The organism is Bordetella bronchialis (assembly GCF_001676705.1).
GTDB lineage: Bacteria > Pseudomonadota > Gammaproteobacteria > Burkholderiales > Burkholderiaceae_B > Bordetella_C > Bordetella_C bronchialis.
The window spans coordinates 2,770,457-2,792,169 of record NZ_CP016170.1; the positions used below are offsets into that span (position 1 = coordinate 2,770,457).

The 21,713-nt window shown below is 67.7% G+C and carries 20 protein-coding genes; 16 read left to right on the top strand and 4 right to left on the bottom strand.

The genetic code is table 11. The features are described from left to right. The first annotated feature begins 63 nt into the window (after nucleotides 1–63). From BAU06_RS12275 to BAU06_RS12300, 6 genes are all read left to right on the top strand, one after another. Nucleotides 64–606 carry a MarR family winged helix-turn-helix transcriptional regulator gene (locus BAU06_RS12275; RefSeq protein WP_066349436.1) on the top strand — a complete coding sequence of 181 codons (543 nt, stop codon included), beginning with the start codon at nucleotides 64–66 and terminating at the stop codon, nucleotides 604–606. 1,175 nt (nucleotides 607–1,781) lie between these two features. After that, on the top strand, nucleotides 1,782–2,744 hold the full coding sequence (locus BAU06_RS12280) for an amidohydrolase family protein (RefSeq protein ID WP_066349438.1): 963 nt from the start codon (nucleotides 1,782–1,784) through the stop codon (nucleotides 2,742–2,744). Between the two features lie 38 nt (nucleotides 2,745–2,782). Further along, nucleotides 2,783–3,535, top strand: coding sequence for a maleate cis-trans isomerase family protein (locus tag BAU06_RS12285; protein ID WP_066349439.1), 753 nt, complete (start codon nucleotides 2,783–2,785; stop codon nucleotides 3,533–3,535). Nucleotides 3,536–3,619: 84 nt separating this feature from the next. Continuing rightward, nucleotides 3,620–4,456, top strand: coding sequence for an alpha/beta fold hydrolase (locus tag BAU06_RS12290; RefSeq protein ID WP_066349443.1), 837 nt, complete (start codon nucleotides 3,620–3,622; stop codon nucleotides 4,454–4,456). A gap of 25 nt (nucleotides 4,457–4,481) precedes the next feature. Next, nucleotides 4,482–5,522, top strand: a complete 1,041-nt coding sequence (locus tag BAU06_RS12295) for a 2,5-dihydroxypyridine 5,6-dioxygenase NicX family protein (protein ID WP_066349445.1) — start codon at nucleotides 4,482–4,484, stop codon at nucleotides 5,520–5,522. An 11-nt stretch (nucleotides 5,523–5,533) separates the two neighbouring features. After that, nucleotides 5,534–6,157, top strand: coding sequence for an N-carbamoylsarcosine amidohydrolase (locus BAU06_RS12300; protein WP_066349448.1), 624 nt, complete (start codon nucleotides 5,534–5,536; stop codon nucleotides 6,155–6,157). Nucleotides 6,158–6,202: 45 nt separating this feature from the next. Here BAU06_RS12300 and BAU06_RS12305 read toward each other — a convergent pair whose 3' ends face one another. From BAU06_RS12305 to BAU06_RS12320, 4 genes are read right to left on the bottom strand one after another with little or no spacing between them, the layout of a single operon-like run. After that, nucleotides 6,203–6,733 (bottom strand): aromatic-ring-hydroxylating dioxygenase subunit beta, encoded by a 531-nt coding sequence (locus BAU06_RS12305; protein ID WP_066349454.1) that lies wholly within the window; start codon nucleotides 6,731–6,733, stop codon nucleotides 6,203–6,205. Nucleotides 6,734–6,737: 4 nt separating this feature from the next. Next, nucleotides 6,738–8,027: an aromatic ring-hydroxylating dioxygenase subunit alpha gene (locus tag BAU06_RS12310; RefSeq protein ID WP_066349456.1), complete on the bottom strand. Its 1,290-nt coding sequence runs from the start codon at nucleotides 8,025–8,027 to the stop codon at nucleotides 6,738–6,740. Nucleotides 8,028–8,063: 36 nt separating this feature from the next. Beyond that, nucleotides 8,064–9,350 carry an NAD(P)/FAD-dependent oxidoreductase gene (locus BAU06_RS12315; protein ID WP_066349458.1) on the bottom strand — a complete coding sequence of 429 codons (1,287 nt, stop codon included), beginning with the start codon at nucleotides 9,348–9,350 and terminating at the stop codon, nucleotides 8,064–8,066. Next, nucleotides 9,347–9,658, bottom strand: coding sequence for a non-heme iron oxygenase ferredoxin subunit (locus BAU06_RS12320; protein WP_066349460.1), 312 nt, complete (start codon nucleotides 9,656–9,658; stop codon nucleotides 9,347–9,349). Before BAU06_RS12320 ends, BAU06_RS12315 begins: the two co-directional genes overlap by 4 nt. Before the next feature lie 385 nt (nucleotides 9,659–10,043). Here BAU06_RS12320 and BAU06_RS12325 point away from each other — a divergent pair, with 385 nt between their 5' ends. The 10 genes from BAU06_RS12325 (at nucleotide 10,044) to BAU06_RS12370 (ending at nucleotide 21,713) form a co-directional block, all read left to right on the top strand. Next, nucleotides 10,044–11,147 carry a TRAP transporter substrate-binding protein gene (locus BAU06_RS12325; protein ID WP_066349462.1) on the top strand — a complete coding sequence of 368 codons (1,104 nt, stop codon included), beginning with the start codon at nucleotides 10,044–10,046 and terminating at the stop codon, nucleotides 11,145–11,147. Between the two features lie 18 nt (nucleotides 11,148–11,165). Beyond that, on the top strand, nucleotides 11,166–13,559 hold the full coding sequence (locus BAU06_RS12330; protein WP_066349463.1) for a xanthine dehydrogenase family protein molybdopterin-binding subunit: 2,394 nt from the start codon (nucleotides 11,166–11,168) through the stop codon (nucleotides 13,557–13,559). Nucleotides 13,560–13,566: 7 nt separating this feature from the next. Beyond that, on the top strand, nucleotides 13,567–14,409 hold the full coding sequence (locus BAU06_RS12335) for an FAD binding domain-containing protein (RefSeq protein ID WP_066349464.1): 843 nt from the start codon (nucleotides 13,567–13,569) through the stop codon (nucleotides 14,407–14,409). Beyond that, nucleotides 14,406–15,686, top strand: a complete 1,281-nt coding sequence (locus tag BAU06_RS12340; RefSeq protein WP_066349465.1) for a xanthine dehydrogenase family Fe-S subunit — start codon at nucleotides 14,406–14,408, stop codon at nucleotides 15,684–15,686. Before BAU06_RS12335 ends, BAU06_RS12340 begins: the two co-directional genes overlap by 4 nt. A 40-nt stretch (nucleotides 15,687–15,726) precedes the next feature. Then, nucleotides 15,727–16,761 (top strand): ABC transporter substrate-binding protein, encoded by a 1,035-nt coding sequence (locus tag BAU06_RS12345; RefSeq protein WP_066349466.1) that lies wholly within the window; start codon nucleotides 15,727–15,729, stop codon nucleotides 16,759–16,761. Next, nucleotides 16,758–17,543 carry an ABC transporter ATP-binding protein gene (locus BAU06_RS12350; RefSeq protein WP_066349469.1) on the top strand — a complete coding sequence of 262 codons (786 nt, stop codon included), beginning with the start codon at nucleotides 16,758–16,760 and terminating at the stop codon, nucleotides 17,541–17,543. Before BAU06_RS12345 ends, BAU06_RS12350 begins: the two co-directional genes overlap by 4 nt. Then, nucleotides 17,540–18,313 carry an ABC transporter permease gene (locus BAU06_RS12355; protein ID WP_066349471.1) on the top strand — a complete coding sequence of 258 codons (774 nt, stop codon included), beginning with the start codon at nucleotides 17,540–17,542 and terminating at the stop codon, nucleotides 18,311–18,313. The genes BAU06_RS12350 and BAU06_RS12355 overlap by 4 nt, the downstream gene beginning before the upstream one ends. Nucleotides 18,314–18,403: 90 nt before the next feature. Beyond that, the gene (locus BAU06_RS12360) at nucleotides 18,404–19,039 is read left to right on the top strand and encodes a TRAP transporter small permease subunit (RefSeq protein ID WP_066349473.1); all 636 of its coding nucleotides are present in this window, start codon (nucleotides 18,404–18,406) and stop codon (nucleotides 19,037–19,039) included. 1 nt (nucleotide 19,040) lies between these two features. Continuing rightward, nucleotides 19,041–20,708, top strand: a complete 1,668-nt coding sequence (locus tag BAU06_RS12365) for a TRAP transporter large permease (protein WP_066349475.1) — start codon at nucleotides 19,041–19,043, stop codon at nucleotides 20,706–20,708. A gap of 96 nt (nucleotides 20,709–20,804) precedes the next feature. Continuing rightward, entirely contained in the window at nucleotides 20,805–21,713 is a 909-nt protein-coding gene (locus tag BAU06_RS12370) for a CPBP family intramembrane glutamic endopeptidase (RefSeq protein WP_066349481.1), read from the top strand.

Sequence of the window (21,713 nt, forward strand, 5' to 3'; positions counted from 1 at the left end):
GGGCCGATCGTGTAATATTCAGTGTACTAACAACTTTTTGCGGCCACCTCGCAGTCCTTACCCATGGCAGACGCGGATATCCAGACCAAGGCAACAAGACGGCGACGCATCCCGGCAACGTCGGGGCCGGACGATACCGTATTCGCGCCGGCCAAGCAGGTGCTCTGGGCGCGGCCGGGGTATCTGGTGCGGCGGCTGAACCAGATCCATTACGCGATGTTCTTCGAGGAATGCAAGACGCAGAACATCACGCCGGTACAGTACGGGGTACTGACGGCGCTATCGCTCAGCCCTTGGATGGACCAGACGGCGATCGGAATGGAACTGGGCCTGGATAGGACGACCACCGCGGACGTCATCAAGCGGCTGCAGGAAAGGGGGCTGGTGCAGCGGCGGGTCAATCCCAACGACAAGCGCTCGCGCCAGGCCGTCATCACCGAAGAAGGCATGCGGATCATGGGGTTGCTGCAGGCGGGGATGGCGCGGGCCCAGCAGCGGCTGCTCGAGCCTTTATCGCCTCGGAATCAGCAGATCTTCATGAAGCTGTTGTCTACGTTGGTGGAGGCCAATAATCAATACGGGCGGGCGCAGTTACGGGCTTTCTAGGCGGCCGGGTTGTTCGTTGTTGGTTGCTGGTGGGTGCGGGGTGGCGTGCTGGGGCCGTCCGGCGGGGTGGTCACCTGCCGGGGCCAGCCTGATCGGCCGGTCCGGCCCCCGGGGGCCGGACACCGCTGCGCTAATCTCGTCCGGCGGGCGTTTTTTGTGCGCTTTCTTCTCCATGGCGTCCGCGCCACGCCTCCCTTCGATTCCGCTCGCTCGTCCTCAACAGGCTGGCCCCGGCAGGTGACCACCCCGCCGGACTCCGGTGTCTCTCATTCACGGGTGCTGGGACGGCTTGCGTTCTTTTGCTTCGTCGGCGGCCTCTGGGGTGGGGGGAGAATCTTGGCGTGCCCGTCGTTTTCCGGCCGCCCAGCGCGGCCGGAAAACGACCTACGCGTTTGCGTTCATTGTGGGGGTGCTGGCATGCCTGGGCTGGGGTTCGGAGTGGAAGCCGTGCCTCTGCCACGAGGCTTTCGCAGAGGCGGCTTGGCCACAGTTGCGAGGCCCGGTCACAAGCCGAGGCTCGTACGTGGCAAGCCGAGCTCGTACGTGGCAAGCCGAGCTCGTACGTGGCAAGCCGAGCTCGTACGTGAAGCGCGGCCGCGCTGGGCGGCCGGGCTTCACAAGCCCTGTACGATCTTCCAGCTCCAGGAACCACGTCCACGAAGCGCAAGAACCCCGCTCGCCCCGGCGGTCTTGAGTGAGAGACACCGGAGTCCGGCGGGGTGGTCGCCTGTCGGGGCCAGCCTGTTGAGGACGAGCGAGCGGAATCGAAGGGAGGCGTGGCGCGGATGCCATGAAGAAGAACGCAAACGACAAACGCCCGCCGGACGAGATTAGCGCAGCGGTGTCCGGCCCCCGGGGGCCGGACCGGCCGATCAGGCTGGCCCCGACAGGCGACCACCCCGACGGACGGCCCCAGCACGCCAACCAGCAGCGACACCCACCGACACCCCAACCCCCACCGACACCCCAATACCCAGGATTTCCCTAATTTGTCAGTACGCTGACTATAAAGTCAGTATACTGACATACAACCCGCCAAAAGAGCGACCGAAGGCCCCCGAAACTTCCGCCCAGGCTCGCCACGCACAGGGCAAAAATCCAGATCCATACTCAGTATGCTGAGAAATAGGTCGGAACATCCCGACCCGGCAAATCGAACCAAGAGGAGCACAGGCATGGCCAGGGTGCGCAAGATCGCCTTTGAAGAGCACTACACCGCGGTAGGCTTCAAGGACTACACGAAGAGCTTTTCGCAGCACATCGACCCGGCCGTCTTCGCCGACATCGGCGCCAGGCTGGAGGACTTCGACCGGCTGCGGCTGAGCGAAATGGACGAAGCCGGCATCGACTACGTCATTTTGTCCCAGACCGGCCCCGGTGTTCAGGCCGAGCCCGATCCCGCGCTGGCGCTCAGCCGCGCCCGGCAGAATAACGATTTCCTGGCCGAGCAGGTTGCACGCCACCCGGACCGCTTCGGCGGTTTCGCCGTACTCGCCATGCACGATCCCGAATCCGCGGCGCGCGAACTCGAACGTTGCGTCACGCAGTATGGCTTCAAGGGATCGCTCGTCAACGGCCACACCAATGGCCGCTACTACGACGACCCCGCCTACGACGCCTTCTGGGAATGCATGCAGTCCCTGGACGTGCCCCTGTACCTGCACCCCGTCGATCCCTATGTCGTGCCGCATGCCTGCCAGGGCCATCCGGAACTCGTGGGGGCATCGTGGGGCTGGGGCGTCGAAACCGCCACGCATGCCTTGCGCCTGCTCTTCGGCGGTGTCTTCGACCGCTTTCCCAGGCTCAAGCTGATTCTGGGACATATGGGAGAGGGCCTTCCGTTCCAGCGCTGGCGCTTCGACAGCCGCTTTGCCGTCTACTCGCACGGCATCACGCTACAGCGCGCGCCGTCCGAATACATAGGCAGCAACATCGTGATCACGACCTCTGGCGTGTGTTCGTCTCCCACCTTGTTGGGCGCCATCGCCGAAATGGGCGAGGACGCCGTCATGTTCTCGGTGGATTATCCCTATGAGTCGACGCGCGTCGCCGCCCGCTTCATCGAGGAAACGCCCATGGACGAACGCGTCCGGGAAAAAGTCTGCAGCGGCAACGCCCGCCGCCTCTTCAAGCTTTGACAGCCATCGTCCGCCACCGCGCGCCGCAGGAGTCCAGCATGCAACGCACCTATCGCATCGGCCAGATCGTGCCCAGTTCCAATACGACGATGGAGACGGAAATTCCCGCCATGCTGCTGGCACGCCAGCAGATACGGCCGGAGCGCTTCACCTTCCATTCCAGCCGCATGCGGATGAAGAAGGTCGTGAAAGAGGAGCTGGCCGCCATGGACGCCGAGTCCGACCGCTGCGCCGTCGAGCTAAGCGATGCGCGCGTGGACGTATTGGGCTACGCCTGCCTGGTCGCCATCATGGCCATGGGGCCCGGCTACCACAGGCAGTCGGAAAGCCGCCTGAAGGCGCATACGGCGGCCAATGGCGCCGATGCGCCGGTCATCACCAGCGCGGGGGCCCTGATCGAGGCGCTGGACGTCATCGGCGCGCGCCGCATCGCCGTGGTCGCGCCCTATATGAAGCCGCTGACGCAGCTGGTGATCGACTACATCGCCAACGAAGGCTACGAAGTCGTGGACCACCGCGCCCTGGAGATCCCCGACAACCTGGAAGTAGGGCGGCACGATCCCGCCCGCCTGCCCGCCATCGTCGCCGGCATGGATCTGTCGCGCGCCGACGCCATCGTGCTGTCGGCCTGCGTGCAGATGCCTTCGCTGCCCGTGGTGGCGCGGGTGGAGGCCATGACCGGCAAGCCCGTCATCACCGCCGCCATCGCGACGACCTATGCGATGCTCAAGGCCCTGGATATGGAGCGCATCGTGCCGGGCGCGGGTGCGCTGCTTTCCGGCGCTTACTGAGGTTCCGCGCCGCGCGAGCGGACAGGGTACGCGCCCGGCCCCTGACGGGCGACCGCAGCAGCCCCGCAAAGGGAGCGTAGCGATATGTCCAGCACATTTCGATATGGCGCCAACGTGCACGCCAACGGCATCCGGCAGCACTACCTGCGCTATGCGCCGCCGAGCGTCCAATCGGACGTCCGCCGCACCGATCCAGTCATCATCGTCCCCGGCATCACCAGCCCGGCCATCACATGGGGTTTCGTCGGCGAGCGCTTCGGCCAGGTGTTCGACACCTATGTGCTGGATGTGCGCGGGCGCGGCCTGTCCCAGGCGGGGCAGGACCTGGATTATGGCCTGGACGCACAAGCCGCCGATGTGGTGGCCTTCGCGCAGGCGCTGGGCTTGGCGCGGTACAGCCTGGTCGGCCACTCCATGGGCGGGCGCATCGCCATCCGTGCGGCCAGCCGCGCGCCGGCGGGCCTGGCCCGCGTCGTGGCGGTCGATCCGCCGGTTTCCGGGCCCGGGCGGCGCGCCTATCCGGCGCAGCTCCCCTGGTATGTGGACTCCATCGCGCAGGCGCGCCATGGCATGGGCGCGGACGACATGCGGCATTTCTGCCCGACCTGGACGGACGCGCAGCTGCGCTTGCGGGCGGAATGGCTGCACACCTGCGACGAGCGCGCCATCCGCCAGAGCTTCGACGAATTCCACACCCAGGACATCCATGGCAACCTGCCGGCGGTGAAGGTGCCCTTGCTGCTGGTCACGGCCGCGCGCGGCGACGTGGTGAAAGACGAGGACGTCGCGGAAATCCAGGCGCTGAAGCCGGGCGCGGCCCATGTCCGGGTGCCGGATGCCGGACACATGATTCCCTGGGACAACGAGCCGGGCTTCTATGCCGCCTTCGGCGATTTCCTGGGCGACCGCCTGCCGGGATAGGCATGGACCACGCAAGGAGCGCGCAATGCCAGTAAGCGACTATGAACTGATCCGCGCCTGGAAGCAGGTGCTGACCCTGTCCAAACTGCAGCCGGGCCAGGCGGTGACCATACTGACCGGCGCCGCCACCCATCCGCAGACCCTTTCCACGGCCCTGATCGCCTGCCAGGACATGGGGGCGGTGGTCAACCGCCTGGACCTGCCGCCCGTCAATGGCGAGAAGGCGCTGAGCCGCGATGCGCTGGCCTACCTGGGCACCACGCCGCTCACGGGCAACAAGGCCGCCATGGCGGCGCTGCAGGCCAGCGACCTGGTGCTGGACCTGATGACGCTGCTGTTCTCCCCGGAACAGCACCGCATCCTGCAAGGCGGCACGAAGATCCTGCTGGCCGTCGAGCCGCCGGAGGTCCTTGCCCGCCTGGTGCCCACCGAGGCCGACCGTATCCGCGTGCAGGCCGCCGCCCGGCGCATCCAGGGCGCGCGCGAGATGCGCGTGGCCTCGGCGGCGGGTACGGACCTGCGCTGCCCGCTGGGTGAATTTCCCGTGATCGGCGAATATGGCTACGTCGACGAGCCGGGCCGCTGGGACCACTGGCCCAGCGGTTTCGTGCTGACCTTCCCCAACGAAGGCGCGGCCAACGGCACCATCGTGATCGACCGCGGCGACATCGTGCTGCCACAGAAGTCCTATGCCGGCGAGCCCATCGTCCTGACCGTGGAAAACGGTTATGCCACGGGCATCGAGGGCGGCGTGGATGCCGAACTGCTGCGCACGTATATGGAAAGCTTCCACGATCCGGAGGCCTATGCGATCTCGCACATCGGCTGGGGCCTGCAGCCGCGCGCGCACTGGAGCACCCTGGCGATGTACGACCGCGAGGCCACCCTGGGCATGGATGCGCGCGCCTATGAAGGCAATTTCCTGTTCTCGCTGGGACCCAACAACGAGGCCGGCGGATCGCGCACGACGGCTTGCCACATCGATATTCCCTTGCGCCGTTGCACGGTGACCCTGGACGGCAAGGAAGTGGTGCGGGATGGCAAGGTGGTCAACGAAGAGGCCTGAAGGAATCGCGCATGGAAAGCAAAGAACAAACCTACCTGAGGCAAGGCTTCGGCGCCGAGCTGGCGCCGCGGCCGCCCTATGGGCTGCTGATCGTCGACCTGGTCAACGGTTTCGCCGACCCGGCCGTGTTCGGCGGCGGCAACATCCCGCAGGCGATCGCCAACACCGTGCCCTTGCTGGCGCACGCGCGGCGGCTGGACTGGCCGGTGGCCCACACCCGCATTGTCTTCGCGGACGACGGCGCGGATTCGAATATCTTCAGCATCAAGGTGCCGGGCATGCTGACGCTGAAGGAGCATGATCCGCGCAGCGCCATCGTGCCGGAACTGGCGCCGCGCGCCGGCGAGCTCATCGTGCGCAAGACGGTGCCGTCCGCCTTCTTCGGCACCGGGCTTGCCGCCTGGCTGTCGCAGCGCGGCGTGCAGACCCTGCTGGTGGCGGGGGCGGTTACCAGCGGCTGCGTGCGCGCCAGCGTGGTCGACGCCATGCAGTACGGATTCCGGCCGCTGGTGGTCTCGGATTGCGTGGGCGATCGCGCCCTGGGCCCGCACGAGGCCAATCTGTTCGATATGGCGCAGAAATACGCCAACGTGATGACGCGTATCGAGGCACAGGCCGCTACCGCGCAGCGCTAGCGCGGTCCCTGCACGAGGAAGCGCCGGCGGCGCGCCGCCGCGCTCCTACACCGGGTACACGAGGTCGTTGGCCAGGATTTCGGTGTCGTAGATTACCTGGCGTTCCTTCAGTTTCAGCGGGCCCGACGTGCTTGCGCCTTCCGCGCGAACGAACACGTCGTGGTAGAAGCCCGCCAGGTGCAGCGTGGTGGGGCCTTCGACCAGGGTCTGCAACAGCAGGAAGGACGACTGCGCCTCGATGCCGTCCGGCGATTCGTCCAGCACGCGGGTGTTGGTGACCAGGTGGCGCATATGGCGCGGCGCGAACATCTGCGTGCGCGAGATCGCGATGGCGCGGTCCTGCATCATGTCGCGGCCCTCGGCATAGACCAGCCCCACGAGCAGCCCCCGGTCGGCGTTTTCGCGCGCCGTCACGCGGTACAGGGCATCCTCGGTGAAGAAGTCCGGCCAGCTCTCGATCTGGTTGGCGTCCAGCGCGGCGCAATAGTCGGCGTGGAATTCCTCGATCTCCTGGCGCAGGGCGATGGCGCGAGCCAGGTCGATGCGGCGGGGCGAGTAGGAAAAATTCGTCTTCATCGTTTCAGAGTCCCATGACCGAGCGGTAATAGCCGTACATCGAGCGGATCGCCGCTTCCGATATCAAGGTATTGGACGTGCCCAGTTTGTTCGATTCCAGTTTCAGCACGTTCACGTCCGTGGTCGAGCGGCGCACGCCTTCCTGCACGAACTTCATCGCTTCGTTGTCCTCCAGGCCCAGGAAGCCGGCCGGGCCCATCAGATTGCCCTGGCGCAGCCGGTGGCGCGTCATCGCTTCGGTGTCGTCCGCATAGCCGAACATGGTCCATTGCATGATCATGCTGTCCGGCCCGTTGGGAATGATGTGGCGTACGCCCAGCGTATTCATTTCGCGCTGCACGACCAGGTTGGGCCAGATCGTCTGCATGGTCACCGACCAGGGCGAGTCGAACTCCTTCACGAACTCCAGGAAGCGGTCGTCGCGCAGGCGCAGGCCGTCATGGAAGGAGCGCATCTCTTTCTTGTTCTCCTCGCTGACGCTGGCGTATTTGTCTTCGCTCTTGGCCGATGCCATGGTGCCGTGGCGGCCATGCACGGTATCGACCAGCATGGCCGATTTGTTGCCCGCCACGAGCAGGCCGAACACCACCAGGAAGGAGTGCAGCAAGGTGGCGTGATAGGGGTCCTTCAGGTTCTCGTGGTACATCTTCCAGTTGCAGGGCAACTCGTTGCGGTAGTAGCCGAGTATCTTCAGCGGCTTGCCGGGGAAGACGGTGTCGAAGTCCGCCAGGATTTCCGGCGTAAGGTATTCCTCTATGGTTTCGACGTCCTCGGAATACGAGGCGAAGACCACGCCATGCCGGGTCGTCACGCGCAGGCGCCGCAAGCCGTGGGCCTCGTTGCGGAAGTCCCTGGGCATGCCGCCTTCCTTGTTGACGCCGCGCTTGAAGGGGATACCCTGCAGATTCCCTTTCAGGTCATACGACCATTGATGATAGGGGCAGACGAACTCCTTGGTATTGCCCTGGGCGTTGCGGCAGAACTCGGCGCCCCGGTGCGCGCAGCGGTTCTCGAACACGTGTACCGAGCCGTCGTCGGCGCGGGAGACCACCACGGGCGTTGGCCCCACGTAGGATCGCTTGTAGTCGCCCGGATGGGGGATCTCCGCCTCCAGCGCCACGTAGTTCCAGCTGCGTCCGCGGAAGATCCGCTCCATCTCGCGCTCGTAGACGGCATTGCTGGTGTACACCCAGTCGGGGATGGCGTGCAGGCTGTCCTCGGGCCAGACGCATTGCGCCAGGTCGGCATCCTTCTCGCCCGCGGTGCGGCCGATCACGGTTTGGGATTGGTACATGTCAGACTCCTAGGGTTGCGACGGCGGCCGGGCGTTTCACGCCGGCGCGGCGGCCTGCTGGCAGGCCTTGATCCAGGGTTTCAGCGCGGTGCCCGCGTCGGTGAAGCCGGCCGGTTCGATACGGGTGCCCCGTTCGAACAGCACCCGCAGCTGGCGCAGGTCCGCCGCGGCGTTCACCGCGACGCCATGCACCGGCACGCCATCGCGGTGGCCCAGCCAGATGAGACGGGGCGCCTGCGCAGCCGGCTCGGCCACGCCGCGGCAGATGTAGGCCAGGCCGGCGTCCGGCATGCCCAGCATCTGGATGTTGCAGCCGAACTGGTCGGTCCAGAACCAGGGGTAGGGCGCGGCGGGCGGATCGTTGCCCAGCATGGCCGCGGCGGCGGCGCGGGCCTGCTCGTTGGCGTTCTGCCAGGACTCCAGCCGTGCATGGCGGCCGAGGAAATCGCGGTGCTGGCTGGCGCAGTCGCCGATCGCCAGCACGTCGGGATCCGAGGTGCGGCAAAGCGCGTCCACCCGTATCCCGCCATTGCCGGCGTCGATCTCCAGCCCGGCCTGGCGGGCCAGCGTCACGTCGGGCTGCAGGCCGATCGCCACGACGATGGCGTCCGCCGGGAGCATCTCGCCGCTTTCCAGGGTTACGGCGGCGGGCGTACGGCCGTCCGCGCCGGTCGCGATGCCGGCAAGGCGGCTACCCAGGCAGAGCCGCAGGCCGGAGGCGGCCGCGCGCGCGGCGAGCCAGGCGGAGAAGGGCGCGGGCAGCGCATTGGGCAGCAGGCGCGGCGCGGATTCGACCAGCGCCACGTCGGCGCCGGTGCCCAGGGCGGTGGAGGCCACCTCCAGGCCGAGGAAGCCGCCGCCTATTACGACCATGCGCGCCCCGGGGCGCAGGCAGGCGCGCAGGCCGCGCGCATCGTCCAGGGTGCGGACGTAGTGCACATTGGGCGTGCCGCGCGGCAGCAAGGCGAGTTCGCGGGCCTGTCCGCCCGTGGCCAGCAGGCAGCGGTCGTAGGCAAGGGTGGTGCCGTCCGCCAGGCGGACCTCGCGTCGGGCGCGGTCCAGGGCCACGGCTTCGATGCCGCGCATCAGCGCGATGTCCTGGTCGACATAAAACGCATCCGCGTGGATCGCCGCCGCGGCTTCGGCGTCGGCGCCGCACAGCACCGCCTTGGAGAGCGGCGGGCGTTCATAGGGCGCATGGGGTTCGCGCCCGACCAGCGCCAGGCGCCCGGCATAGCCCTGTGCCCGCAAGGCCGTCGCGGCCATGGCACCGGCCTGGCCGGCGCCGACGATGACGATGGACGTGGGCGCGGTGGCGCTCATTCCGACACGTCCGCCAGGATGTCGCTGCCTTCCACCTTGACCGGATACACGCGGATATCGTGGGTGGCGGGCGCGCACAGCGCCTTGCCGCTGCGGATATCGAAGCGGGCCTGGTGCAGGGGGCATTCGATACAGCCGTCTTCCAGGTAGCCGTCGGAAAGCAGGGCGTAGGCATGCGTGCAGACGTTGTCGGAAACGAAGAATTCGCCCTCGCTGCGATACAGCGCCAGCTGTTTGCCCGCCGCATCCACGGCCATGACTTCGTCGTCCTCCAGCGCATCGGTCGTCGCGATTTTCGTCCAGTTCATCTCTTTCTCGTCAGTATGCTGAGTAATTCTGGTCAGTGTACTGCGCATAAAAAGGCGCGAACTGCTAGGGATTTCCCTGGTGTGGCGACGGTTCCGACGCGCGCATGGAAAGCGGGCGCCGAGTTGGACGGCGGATGAAGGGAAAACCCTGTATTTATAGGGCCGGCGTGGTGCATGGACGGTCCGTTACGGCGCATGGCGGAGCCAATCCGGCGCAGTGTTTTTCACGCACGGGGCCCGGCCACCGATACTGGGGTAATCATCGTTGACACTCAAAAAGTCTCTCAGTATGCTGACTAACAAGTCAGTGTACTTACGTTTTTTCATCAACGTTGTTCCCGTTCCAGCGGCACATCCACGGTCCGCGATTCCAGGAGTCAGACTTATGCAACGACGCCGTTTCCTTACACAGGCCGCGGGAGCCGCGGGCGCGGGCCTGGCTGCCGTCGCCGCGCCGGCGGTGGCCCAGGCGAATCCGGCCGTGCGCTGGCGCATGTCCACCAGCTGGCCCAAGAGCCTGGACACCATCTACGGGTCCGCGGACGAACTCTGCAAGCGCGTCGCGCAGCTGACCGACGGCAAGTTCGAAATACGCCCCTTTCCGGGCGGTGAGCTGGTGCCGCCCGCGCAGAACATGGATGCCGTCAGCAACGGCACGGTGGAATGCAACCACGTGCTCAGCACCGCCTACATCGGCAAGAACACCGCCCTGACGTTCGATACGGGCCTTTCCTTCGGCCTGAACGCGCGGCAGCACAATGCCTGGATCCATTACGGCGGCGGGCTGGAGCAGCTGCGCACGCTCTATAAGAAGTACAACATCGTCAACCACGTCTGCGGCAACGTCGGCGTGCAGATGGGCGGCTGGTATCGCAAGGAGATCAAGTCCGTCGCCGACCTGAAGGGCCTGAACATGCGCATCGGCGGCATCGGCGGCATGGTGTTGTCCAAGCTGGGCGCGGTGCCGCAGCAGATCCCGCCCGGCGACATCTATCCCGCGCTGGAAAAGGGCACCATCGACGCGGCGGAATGGATAGGCCCGTATGACGACGCCAAGCTGGGCTTCAACAAGGTCGCGCCGTTCTACTATTCGCCGGGCTGGTTCGAGGGCAGCGCGTCCATCACATCCATGGTGCACGACAAGGCCTGGGAATCGCTGCCGCCGGCCTACAAGGCGGCCTTCGAGTGCGCGGCGGGCGAACAGAGCATGCGCATGCTGGCCAACTACGACGCGCGCAACCCGCTGGCGCTGCGGCAGTTGATCGCCAACGGCGCCAAGGTACGCTATTTTCCCAAAGAGGTGATGGACGCGGTCTACAAGGCCTCGCAGGAATTGTGGGAAGAGCTGTCGGCCAGCAACCCGGACTTCAAGGCGCTTTATCCGGGATGGAAGAAGTTCCAGCAGGACGAGGCCGGCTGGTTCCGCGTCGCCGAGAACGCCTTGGACAACTACACGTTCGCCGAGGTGAGCCGGGCGCAGTCCAAGTAAGCGGCACAAGGAGCAGGGATGACGGTGGAACACGGCAGGCCGGTCAAGGCCGAGGGAGTGGGGGCGCGCGTGCCCCGCAAGGAAGACGCGCGCCATCTGCATGGCAAGGGCAACTTCGTCGCGGACATGGCCATGCCGGGCCTGTGCGAAGTGGCCTTCCTGCGCAGTCCGCTGGCCCATGCGCGCATCGCGGGCGTACGGGTGGACGACAGCGTGGCCGGCAGCGTGGTATTGCGCGCGGACATGGGGGAGTGCAGGGACATCGTCGCCGACTCGACGCTGCCCACGTACCAGTCCTCGGCGCAGCCGCCGCTGGCCAGCGGCAAGGTGCGCTTCGTCGGCGAGCCGGTGGCCATGACCTTCGCGCCCACGCGCGCGGAGGCCGAGGACATCGCCGAGCTCATCGACGTGGACTACGAGGATCTTCCGGTCTACGCCGATGTGTTCTCCGCCCAGGCCGCGACGACGGATTTCGTGCACGAGCAGTGGAAGGACAACGTCTTCGTCACCCTGACGGCCGACAAGGAGTTCGATGCCCTTGCCGCGCAGGCGGACGTGGTCGTGAAGCGGCGGATGCGCCTGGCGCGCCAGTGCATGGTGCCGATGGAAGGCAAGGCCGTGCTGGCGTACTGGGACCACCAGGCGGACCAGCTGGTCGTCTACAGCGCCACCCAGGTGCCGCATATGATACGGACGGTGCTGGCCGAATGCCTGGGGCTGGACCAGGCACGCGTGCGGGTGATCTCGCCCGACGTGGGCGGCGCCTTCGGCTACAAGTGCGTGCTGCAGCAGGAAGAGCTTTGCGTGGCCTGGCTGGCGCTGACCCACCGGCGGCCGTTCCGCTTCATCGAGGACCGGCGCGAGCACCTGACGGCGGGCGCGAATTCGCGCGAGCATCATTACGACATGACGGCCTACGTCGACCGGCGCGGCAAACTGCTGGCGCTGGACGCGCACATCACCGTGGATGGCGGGGCGTATTCGGTCTGGCCGTTCACGATAGGACTGGAGCCGGGGCAGGCGGTGGGCAACCTGCCGGGGCCCTATGCCTTTCGCGGCTATCGCTGCGTGACGCGCGCGGTCGCGACCAACAAGCCGGGCTTCGTGCCGTATCGCGGGGTGGCCCGCACCGGCGTGTGCTTCGCCATCGAGCTGATGATGGACGCCATCGCGCGGGAAGTGGGGCGCGAGCCCTGGGACGTGCGCCTGGACAACCTGGTCCAGCCGGAGCAGATGCCGTACGTCAACGTGACCAACAAGCACCTGGACAGCGGCGACTATCCGGCCAGCCTGCGCAAGGCGCTGGAAATGATCGATGCCCCGGCGGTACGGGCGCGCCAGCAGGCGGCCCAGGGCGACGGGCGGCTGATCGGCGTGGGGGTGGCCACCTATACGGAACAGGCGGCGCACGGGACTTCGGTTTTCGCGACCTGGGGCACCCCGGTGATACCGGGCTTCGACCAGGCCACGGCGCGCATCACGCCCGACGGCGGGCTGGAGGTGCGCGTGGGCGTGCACTCGCACGGCCAGGGCATGGAGACCACCTTCGCCCAGATCGCCAACGAGATCCTGGGCATCCCGGTGGCGCGCATCAAGGTCCTGCACGGCGATACCGGCCAGACGCCGTATTCCACCGGCACCTATGCGTCGCGGTCGCTGGTGATGTCGGGCGGCGCAGTGTCGCAGGCTTGCAAGCGCCTGTTGCCGCGCGTGCTGCACATCGCGGCGCACCTGCTGCGAACGCCGGTGGAACAACTGTCCGTGGCCGATGGGCGCTTCCACGCCGCCGGCGCGGCCGAGCGCTCGGTGTCCATGGGCGAAGTGGCCGATGCGTGGTACCTGAAGCCGCATCTGCTGCCGGCCGATGTCGACCCGCTGGGGCTGGAGGTCACGGTAGGCTACAAGCCCAAGGTCGACACGGGCTGTTTTACCTATGCGAGCCAGGCGGCGGTGGTCGCCGTCGATCCGCAGACGGGCGGCGTGGAGATACTGGACTATGTCGTCGTGGAAGACTGCGGCACGATGATCAACCCGATGGTCGTGGAGGGCCAGACCATGGGCGGCATCGCCCAGGGCATAGGCACGGCCTTCTATGAGGAAACGCCCTACGACGCCAATGGGCAGCCCCTGGCCTCTACCTTGGCGGACTACATGCTGCCGGGGCCCACGGAGGTCCCGCATCTGCGCATGCATCACTTCGAAACCCCGTCGCCGCATACCGAGTTCGGCGCCAAGGGCATGGGAGAAGGCGGCGCCATCGCGCCCCCCGCGGTGCTGTTCAACGCGGTGAACGACGCCTTGCGCGCCGTGGGCGCGGCCGAGCTGAACCATACGCCGCTTACCCCTTACCGCGTCCTGCACGCGATCGCGCAAGGCCGGCGCCAGGACGCCGGCCAGGCCAAGGCAGCCTGAGGAAGCCATGAAAGCGGCGAAATTCGACTATATCCGGCCGGACTCGGTGGACCAGGCATTGGGCGCGCTGCGCGAGCATGCCGGACTGGCCAAGCTGATGGCGGGCGGACAATCCCTGGGACCCATGCTGAACCTGCGGCTGGCAAGGCCCGCGGTGGTGATCGATATCTCGGGATTGCGGGATCTGCGCGGAGTGGCGCGCGACGGCGACACGGTGCGCATCGGCGCGGCCGTGACGCACGCGGAAATCGAGGACGGCGTGCACGAGGCCTTGCGCGATTCGCCGCTGCGCGAGGTGGCGGCGGGCATCGCCTACCGGGCCGTGCGCAATCGCGGCACGCTGGGCGGCAGCCTGGCGCATGCGGATCCGGCCGCCGACTGGGTGGTGGCGATGACGGCCCTGGGCGCGCGCATCGAACTGGCCGGCCCGTCCGGCGTGCGCCACGTTGGCGCGGACGCGCTGATGCAAGGCGCCTATACCACGGCCGTGCAAGAGGACGAGCTGATACAGGCGGTACATGTACCGGCCGGCAGCCCGCGCGCCCGCTGGGGCTATTACAAGTTCTGCCGCAAGACCGGCGAGTTCGCCGAGGCCAGCTGCGCCGCGTGGTTCGATCCGGCCAGCGGCCAGGCGCGCGTCGCCCTGGGGGCGCTGGACGGACCGCCGCGCCTGCTGCCGGGGCTGGCGGCGCGCGTGGCCCGCGAAGGCGCGGCCGCGCTGGACGCGGCCGGGATCGCCCGGGAAGTGGCGGACGCCATGCCGGACAAGGATGACCCCCATCGCCAGCTGCACGCCGCCGCCGTGGCCCGCTGCCTGGCGCAGGCGACGGGCAAAGGACTGCAACCATGACGCAAGTAACGATGGAAGTGAATGGCCGCCGCGTGGCCGAGGAAGCGCCGGCTCGCATGCACCTGGGGGATTTCCTGCGCGATCGCCTGCGCCTGACGGGCACGCACCTGGGATGCGAGCACGGCGTCTGCGGCGCCTGCACGGTGCTGGTGGACGGCCAGCCGGTGCGTTCCTGCATCTCCTATGCGGTGGCCTGCGACGGGCGCCGCGTGACGACCATCGAAGGCTATGACGCCGACCCGGTCATGCGCCGCCTGCGCGAGGCCTTTACCCGCCATCACGCGCTGCAGTGCGGCTATTGCACGCCAGGCATGCTGGCGACGGCGCGCGACATCGTGCTGCGCCTGCCGGATGCCGACGAGGCCCGCGTGCGGGTCGAGCTGTCCGGGAATCTATGCCGCTGTACGGGATACATGGGCATTGTGGCCGCGGTGATGTCGGTGCTGGGCGCCTTGCGCGAGGCAGCGGATACGGAGGTCGAACAATTGCGCGCGGCGGTGCGGCGCGGCGACGGCGGCACGCCCGCCAAGGCGCCGGCCGCCTTCGAAGTCTTCACGGCCACGGCCGCCACGGCCGGACCGGCCGCCGCCACGGCTGCCGCGGCGGCTATCGCGGCGAAGGACGCGCGGCCGCCGGGCGTTGAGGCCCGTTCCGCCGCGCGGCCGGCGGCGCTCGCGGGCGATGCCACCGCTTCGACCGGCGCCCCGGCTGGCGCGGCCGCTGGCAAGACGAACCGGATCGACGGCACGTTCGACGTGCCGTTTACGGCCGGCCAGGTATGGGCCTTCATGGCGGATCTGCCGGCGGTGGCCGCTTGCCTGCCGGGCGCGGCCATCGAGGAACAGCAGGGCGATCGCGTCAAGGGCACGATTTCCGTGAAGTTCGGCCCCATGCGTGCCGCGTTCAATGGCGCCGCGCGGCTGGACCGCGATGACGCGGCCATGCGCGCGGTGTTTCGTGGGGCGGGGCAGGATACGGTCAGCCGGTCGCGCGCCAACGGCGACATCGTCTATCGCGTAGAGGATGCCGGCAACGGCGGCGCACGGGTGCGGGTGGAGATGGCCTATTCGCTGCAGGGGCCGCTGGCGCAGTTCTCGCGTTCCGGCCTGGTGCAGGATTTCGTGCGGCGCATGATCGCCGATTTCGGCCGCAATGTCGCCGCCCGCATGGCGGGAACCGCGGACGCGCAACCGGCCCCGGCCTCCTTCAATGCGTCCGGCATGTTCTTCCAGGTGCTGTGGGCGCGCATCCGCAGGTGGTTCGGCCGCGGCGGCTAGGCCGGCTTTCATCGGCGCACATTACTCCAAGGGGAAGTTCATGCGAATGATGCATGCCTATGCGTGGCGTCGCGGGGCGGCGGCCGTGGGCGCGGCGGCCCTCTGGGCCCTGTCCACGCTGGCCATGGCGCAGGGGGCGGAGGCCCTGAAAGTGCGGCTGGACTGGACGCCCTGGGGCGTGCAGGCGCCGTTCCACCTGGCGCAGCAGAAGGGCTGGTACAAGCAGGCCGGCCTGGACGTGACGCTGGAGGACGGCAACGGTTCGGTCACCACGGTGCAGATCGTCGGTGCCAGCGATGCCTTCGACGTGGGACACGCCGCGCTGGCCTCCATGATGATCGCCCGCGAGAAGGGCCTGCCCGTGAAGGCCGTGGCGGTATTCGCGCGGCAAAGCGATATCGGCCTGCTGGTGCCCGCCGATTCCGGCATCGCGGGGCCGGCGGCGCTGAAGGGCCGCAAGGTGGCCTATACCGCCGGTTCCCTGGAAGCGCCGTTCATCGATGCTTTCCTGGCGGCTGGCAAGCTCAAGCGCGGCGATCTGGAGCTGATCAACGTGGATGCCGCGAGCAAGGCGTCCACCTACGCCGTCGGCCGCGCCGACGCGGCATTTTCCACCATTCCTTTCTTCCTGCCCGTGGTGTCGCAGACCCGGCCGTCCACCGCCGTGCGCTTCGCCGATTTCGGGCTGAACATGCCCAGCTTCGGCCTGTTCGCCAGCGAGGAAAAACTCAGGACGCGCGGGGACGCCATCGGTCGTTTCGCCAGCGTGACCGCCCGGGCCTGGGAATACATCTATGCCGGCCATGAGGACGAGGCCGTCAAGGCCATCCTGGCGCAGCGCCCGCAGGCACGCCTGGACGCCAAGGTGCTGCGCGGACAGATCGATGCCTTGAAGGCCTACTTCGGCACGCCGCCGGCCGACGGCCGCATCGGCGCGCCCGTGCCGGACGACTGGGTCCAGGCCGTGAAAACGCTGTCATCGGTGGGACTGATCGGCGGGCAGGCGGACCCGGCGGGGTTCTATGCCCCCGGCATGGTGCACCCCGAACGCTACGATGCCATGGTGGGACGATGACCGAATGGGCGGTATCGGCGCGGGGCGTCGGCAAGCAGTATGCGGGCGAACGCGGCGTGCGCGCGCTGGATGCGATTTCCCTGGAGCTGCCGCGGGGGCGCTTTGTCAGCATCCTGGGCCCCAGCGGCTGCGGCAAGAGCACCTTCCTGCGTTGCGTCGCCGGGCTGGAAACCATCAGCGAAGGCGAACTGCGCGTGGAAGGCTGGCCGGTGAAGGGGCCGCCGGACGGCATCGGCATGGTGTTCCAGCGCGACGCCTTGCTGGATTGGCGCAGCATCCGGCGCAATGTGCTGCTGCCCATCGAGTTCGCGCACAAGCCGGTCAAGGGCTATGCCGCCAAGGCCCGCGAGCTGCTGGCCTTGACGGGCCTGCGGGATTTCGCCGACTGCTATCCGCATGAACTGTCCGGCGGGATGCGCCAGCGCGCGGCCATCTGCCGCGCCTTGATCGACGATCCCCGCCTGCTGTTGATGGATGAGCCCTTCGGCGCGCTGGACGCGCTGACCCGCGACCAGATGAACGTCGAGCTGCAGCGCATCTGGATGGAGATCCGCAACACCGTGCTGTTCGTCACGCATGGCATCGCGGAGGCCATCTTCCTGGGCGATACGGTGATCGTCTTTTCGCCGCGGCCCGGCCGCATCGTGGAAACCCTGCACATCGACCTGCCCAGGCCGCGGCCGCTGGCGGTGCGCGAGTCGCCGGAATTCGGCGCCTACGTGCGGCGCATCCGGGACCTGTTCCACGACATGGGTCTGATCGACGAGAAGGGGCACGCATGAAACCGTCCACCCGCACGCTACTGCATGGCGCGGCCGGCGCCGGCACCCTGGTGCTTTTCCTGGCCCTGTGGGAAGTGCTGGCGCGCGCCTTCCATATCAAGCCCATCATGCTGCCGCTGCCGTCGAAGATCGGCCAGGAGCTGGCCGGCGAGGCCGGCTGGTACGCCGGGCAGGCGGCCTACACCTTGATGACCACGCTGGCCGGCTTCGCGCTGTCGGTGCTGGGCGGCGTGGCGATCGCGGTGCTGCTGGTGGGATCGCGCTGGTTCGAAAGCGTGCTGCAGCCGCTGATCGTGGCCTTGAACAGCGTACCCAAGGTCGCGGTGGCGCCCTTGTTCGTCATCTGGATGGGAACCGGCGCCGAGCCGAAGATCGCCATTGCCTTCCTGATCGCCGTGTTCGCGGTGATCGTGGACACGGTGCATGGGCTGCGCTCCGTGCCGCGCGACGTCCTGGACCTGGGCCGGGTGCTGAAGGGTTCCCGCCGGGATTTCTTTTTCAAGGTCAGGCTGCCGTGCGCGCTGCCATCCATCCTGGCCGGGATGAAGGTGGCTATTTCACTGGCCCTGGTGGGCGCCATCGTCGGCGAGTTCGTGTCCTCGCAAAGCGGGCTGGGCTACGTGATCATGACGGCGCAGGGCACCTTCGATACGGTGCGCGTCTTCGCGGCGCTGTTCGTGCTGGCCTTCATCGGCCTGGCGCTGTTCGGCGCGCTGGCCTGGCTGGAGCGCAAGGCCACGCCGTGGCGCCGCCATGCGGAGGACCGCTGAGGCATACCGGACCGCCGCCGCGGCACGGGCGCCGGAAGCAGGACCGTGCAGGGGCACGTGACGGATATCAACACGAAAAAGGGGAATGCAATGCGGTGGTTGATCGGCCTGTCGCGTCTGATCGATGCGATAAACCTGCGCGTGGGCCGCGCGGTAACGTGGGTGACCTTGCTGGTGGTGCTGGTGAGCGCGGGCAACGCGGTGGTGCGCAAGGTGCTGCACACCAGCTCGAACGCCTGGCTGGAGCTGCAGTGGTATATGTTCGGGGCCATGTTCCTGCTGGCCTCGGGCTATACGCTCCTGAAGAACGAGCACGTGCGGGTGGACATCCTGTCGTCGCGGCTGTCGCGGCGCAAGCAGATCTGGATCGAGATCTTCGGGGTGGTGTTTTTCCTGCTGCCGGCCTGCGTGCTGATCCTGGTGCTGTCCTGGCCGGTGTTCACGGAATCGTGGCTGACCAACGAGCAGTCTTCCAACTCCGGGGGGCTGGTGCGCTGGCCGGTCAAGCTGCTGATTCCGGCGGGCTTCGCGCTGCTGGTGCTGGCGGGGGTCTCGCACTTGATCAAGTGCGTGGGCTTCCTGCTGGGCCGCTGCGAGGACCCGACGCGGCGCGAAGGCGCGCGCTCGGCCGAGGAAGAGCTGGCCGAGGAAATCGCGCGCGAGGCGCAGGCGCGCGAAGCGGCCGCGGCCGCGGCGGTGGCGCAGCCGCGCGACGGGGGGCGTTGAGATGGAATTCTTTATCGCCAATCTGGCGCCCATCATGTTCGCCACCCTGGTGGTGTTCCTGCTGCTGGGCTTTCCGGTGGCCTTCGCGCTGGCGGCCAACGGCATCCTGTACGGGCTGATCGGCATCGAGCTGGGGCTGCTGACGCCGGCGCTGTTCCAGGCGCTGCCGCAGCGGGTGTTCGGCATCATCTCCAACGACACGCTGCTGGCGGTGCCGTTCTTCACGCTGATGGGGCTGGTGCTGGAGCGATCCGGCATGGCCGAGGACCTGCTGGAGACCATCGGGCAGCTGTTCGGCACCATCCGCGGGGGCCTGGCCTTCGCGGTGGTGTTCGTGGGCGCGATGCTGGCGGCCACCACGGGCGTGGTGTCGGCCTCGGTGATCTCCATGGGGCTGATCTCGCTGCCCATCATGCTGCGCTACGGCTACGACCGGCGGCTGGCCAGCGGGGTGATCGCCGCTTCGGGGACCTTGTCGCAGATCATCCCGCCGTCGCTGGTGCTGATCATCCTGGCCGACCAGCTGGGCCGGTCCATCGGCGACATGTACCGCGCGGCCATGGTGCCGGGCTTCGTGCTGGCGGGGCTGTACGTGGTGTACGTGGCCATCATGTGCGTGATCAAGCCGGCCTCGGCGCCGGCGCTGCCCGAGGAGGCGCGGCGCTTTCGCGAGGCCAACGGCACGCGCGGGGGCCGCTCGCTGCTGGTGCTGATGGCCATCTCCGTGGCGGTGGCCTGGGCGCTGGGCCAGTGGATGGAGAACGACACGGCGCCGGCCGACGAGCGCATCGTGCTCAGCCTGCTGCTGTGGGGGCTGACGGCCTTCGTGATCGCCATCGTCAACAAGGTGCTGCGCCTGGGGCTGTTGTCGGCGCTGGCCGAGCGGGTCACCTTCGTGATGATCCCGCCGCTGTTCCTGATCTTCCTGGTGCTGGGCACGATCTTCATCGGCGTGGCCACGCCCACCGAGGGCGGGGCGATGGGCGCGGTCGGGGCGATCGCCATGGCGGTGGCGCGCAAGCGGCTGACGCTGAACCTGCTCAAGCAGGCGATGGACACGACCACCAAGCTGTCGTGCTTCGTGGTGTTCATCCTGGTGGGCTCCACGGTGTTCGGCCTGACCTTCCGCGGCGTGAACGGCGACCTGTGGGTGGAGCACCTGCTGACCGGCCTGCCGGGCGGGCAGTGGGGCTTTCTGATCGTGGTCAGCGTGCTGACCTTCGTGCTGGCGTTTTTCCTGGACTTCTTCGAGCTGGCCTTCATCATCGTGCCGCTGCTCGGGCCGGTGGCCGACAAGATGGGCATAGACCTGATCTGGTTCGGGGTGATCCTGGCGGTGAACATGCAGACCTCGTTCATGCATCCGCCCTTCGGCTTTGCCTTGTTCTACCTGCGCTCGGTCGCGCCCAAGGATCCGTACCGCGACAAGGTGACCGGGCGCACGATCGCGCCGGTGACCACCGGGCAGATCTATTGGGGCTCGGTGCCGTTCATCGTCATCCAGCTGCTGATGGTGGCCGCGGTGATGCTGATGCCCGCCATGGTGATGCACTACAAGGGCGACCAGTCCCAGGTCGATCCGGCGTCCGTGAAGATAGACGTGCAGGGCGGCTACGGCGGCAGCGTCTACGGCGGCGGCCAGGACGATGCCGGAGCGGTTTTCAAATAATCGTTCGACGCCTGTGGCGCGGTCCCGCCCGCCGCCGCGCGCGCGGCAGGCCGCTGCACTACTATTGCCCCGGTTTTTCCGCTGGGGGATAGGGGTATGGCGATGTCGCCGTGGATCGCGTTGTTTCTTGCCGTGCCGGCCATCTGGGCGCCGGCGACGCGGCGGCTGGGCGCGGGCCTGCTGCTGGCGGCCCTGGGACTGGCCTATGCCGGGGGCCTGCTGGGTCCGGCGGCGCTGCCGGCGTTCGCCGCCCTGGCTGCCGCCGCATGGGCGGTGGCGCCGCCCCGGCCGTATGCCTGCCGGGTGGCCGGCCATGTGCTGTTCGTCGCGCTGGCGCTGGGCCTGAGCCTGCATTGGCTGCCCGGCTTCCATAACCCGCGGGTCATCGGCCCCGAAAGGCTGGCGCCGGACGCCGTGCCCTTCACCATGTACCTCAATCTGGACAAGCCGCTGACGGGCTTCTGGCTGATCCTGGCCCTGCCATGGGTCCAGGCGGCGCAGCCGGCGGGCAGGGCGGCGCGCGCCGCCATCGCCGCCTGGCTCGCGACCACCGCCTGCTGCCTCGTGCCGGCCTTCGGGCTGGGGCTGACGGGCTGGGCGCCCAAATGGCCGGACCAGGCCCTGCTGTGGGCGGTCAATAACCTGCTGCTGGTCTGCTTCGCGGAAGAGGCCTTGTTCCGCGGCTACGTGCAAGGCGGGCTGACGCGCCTGCTGGGCGCGCGCGCCGGGCAGGGCGGCCTGCCGCTGGCGGTGGCGGCGCTATTGTTCGGCGCGGCCCATGCCGCCGGGGGCTGGCCATGGGTGCTGCTTGCCAGCATGGCCGGCGTGGGCTATGGCCTGGCGTATCGCCACGGCGGGCTTTATGCCGCGATCCTCGCGCATTTCGGACTGAACGCCGCGCATTTCTTTCTTTTCACTTATCCCATGCGTGACATCGCCGGACTTGGGGCGGACCGGGCGTGGATGGACGGCCTAAATTACTTTATCGGCTTTGCTTATAACTAA

Excerpts from the sequence above, each read along its gene's own strand:
- BAU06_RS12310 (WP_066349456.1), bottom strand. The coding sequence starts at position 8,027 with ATGTACCAATCCCAAACCGTGATCGGCCGCACCGCGGGCGAGAAGGAT.
- BAU06_RS12330 (WP_066349463.1), top strand. The coding sequence starts at position 11,166 with ATGACGGTGGAACACGGCAGGCCGGTCAAGGCCGAGGGAGTGGGGGCG.
- BAU06_RS12340 (WP_066349465.1), top strand. The coding sequence starts at position 14,406 with ATGACGCAAGTAACGATGGAAGTGAATGGCCGCCGCGTGGCCGAGGAA.
- BAU06_RS12355 (WP_066349471.1), top strand. The coding sequence starts at position 17,540 with ATGAAACCGTCCACCCGCACGCTACTGCATGGCGCGGCCGGCGCCGGC.
- BAU06_RS12285 (WP_066349439.1), top strand. The coding sequence starts at position 2,783 with ATGCAACGCACCTATCGCATCGGCCAGATCGTGCCCAGTTCCAATACG.
- BAU06_RS12320 (WP_066349460.1), bottom strand. The coding sequence starts at position 9,658 with ATGAACTGGACGAAAATCGCGACGACCGATGCGCTGGAGGACGACGAA.
- BAU06_RS12305 (WP_066349454.1), bottom strand. The coding sequence starts at position 6,733 with ATGAAGACGAATTTTTCCTACTCGCCCCGCCGCATCGACCTGGCTCGC.
- BAU06_RS12360 (WP_066349473.1), top strand. The coding sequence starts at position 18,404 with ATGCGGTGGTTGATCGGCCTGTCGCGTCTGATCGATGCGATAAACCTG.
- BAU06_RS12345 (WP_066349466.1), top strand. The coding sequence starts at position 15,727 with ATGCGAATGATGCATGCCTATGCGTGGCGTCGCGGGGCGGCGGCCGTG.
- BAU06_RS12275 (WP_066349436.1), top strand. The coding sequence starts at position 64 with ATGGCAGACGCGGATATCCAGACCAAGGCAACAAGACGGCGACGCATC.
- BAU06_RS12365 (WP_066349475.1), top strand. The coding sequence starts at position 19,041 with ATGGAATTCTTTATCGCCAATCTGGCGCCCATCATGTTCGCCACCCTG.
- BAU06_RS12350 (WP_066349469.1), top strand. The coding sequence starts at position 16,758 with ATGACCGAATGGGCGGTATCGGCGCGGGGCGTCGGCAAGCAGTATGCG.
- BAU06_RS12325 (WP_066349462.1), top strand. The coding sequence starts at position 10,044 with ATGCAACGACGCCGTTTCCTTACACAGGCCGCGGGAGCCGCGGGCGCG.
- BAU06_RS12280 (WP_066349438.1), top strand. The coding sequence starts at position 1,782 with ATGGCCAGGGTGCGCAAGATCGCCTTTGAAGAGCACTACACCGCGGTA.
- BAU06_RS12315 (WP_066349458.1), bottom strand. The coding sequence starts at position 9,350 with ATGAGCGCCACCGCGCCCACGTCCATCGTCATCGTCGGCGCCGGCCAG.
- BAU06_RS12335 (WP_066349464.1), top strand. The coding sequence starts at position 13,567 with ATGAAAGCGGCGAAATTCGACTATATCCGGCCGGACTCGGTGGACCAG.
- BAU06_RS12295 (WP_066349445.1), top strand. The coding sequence starts at position 4,482 with ATGCCAGTAAGCGACTATGAACTGATCCGCGCCTGGAAGCAGGTGCTG.
- BAU06_RS12290 (WP_066349443.1), top strand. The coding sequence starts at position 3,620 with ATGTCCAGCACATTTCGATATGGCGCCAACGTGCACGCCAACGGCATC.
- BAU06_RS12370 (WP_066349481.1), top strand. The coding sequence starts at position 20,805 with ATGGCGATGTCGCCGTGGATCGCGTTGTTTCTTGCCGTGCCGGCCATC.
- BAU06_RS12300 (WP_066349448.1), top strand. The coding sequence starts at position 5,534 with ATGGAAAGCAAAGAACAAACCTACCTGAGGCAAGGCTTCGGCGCCGAG.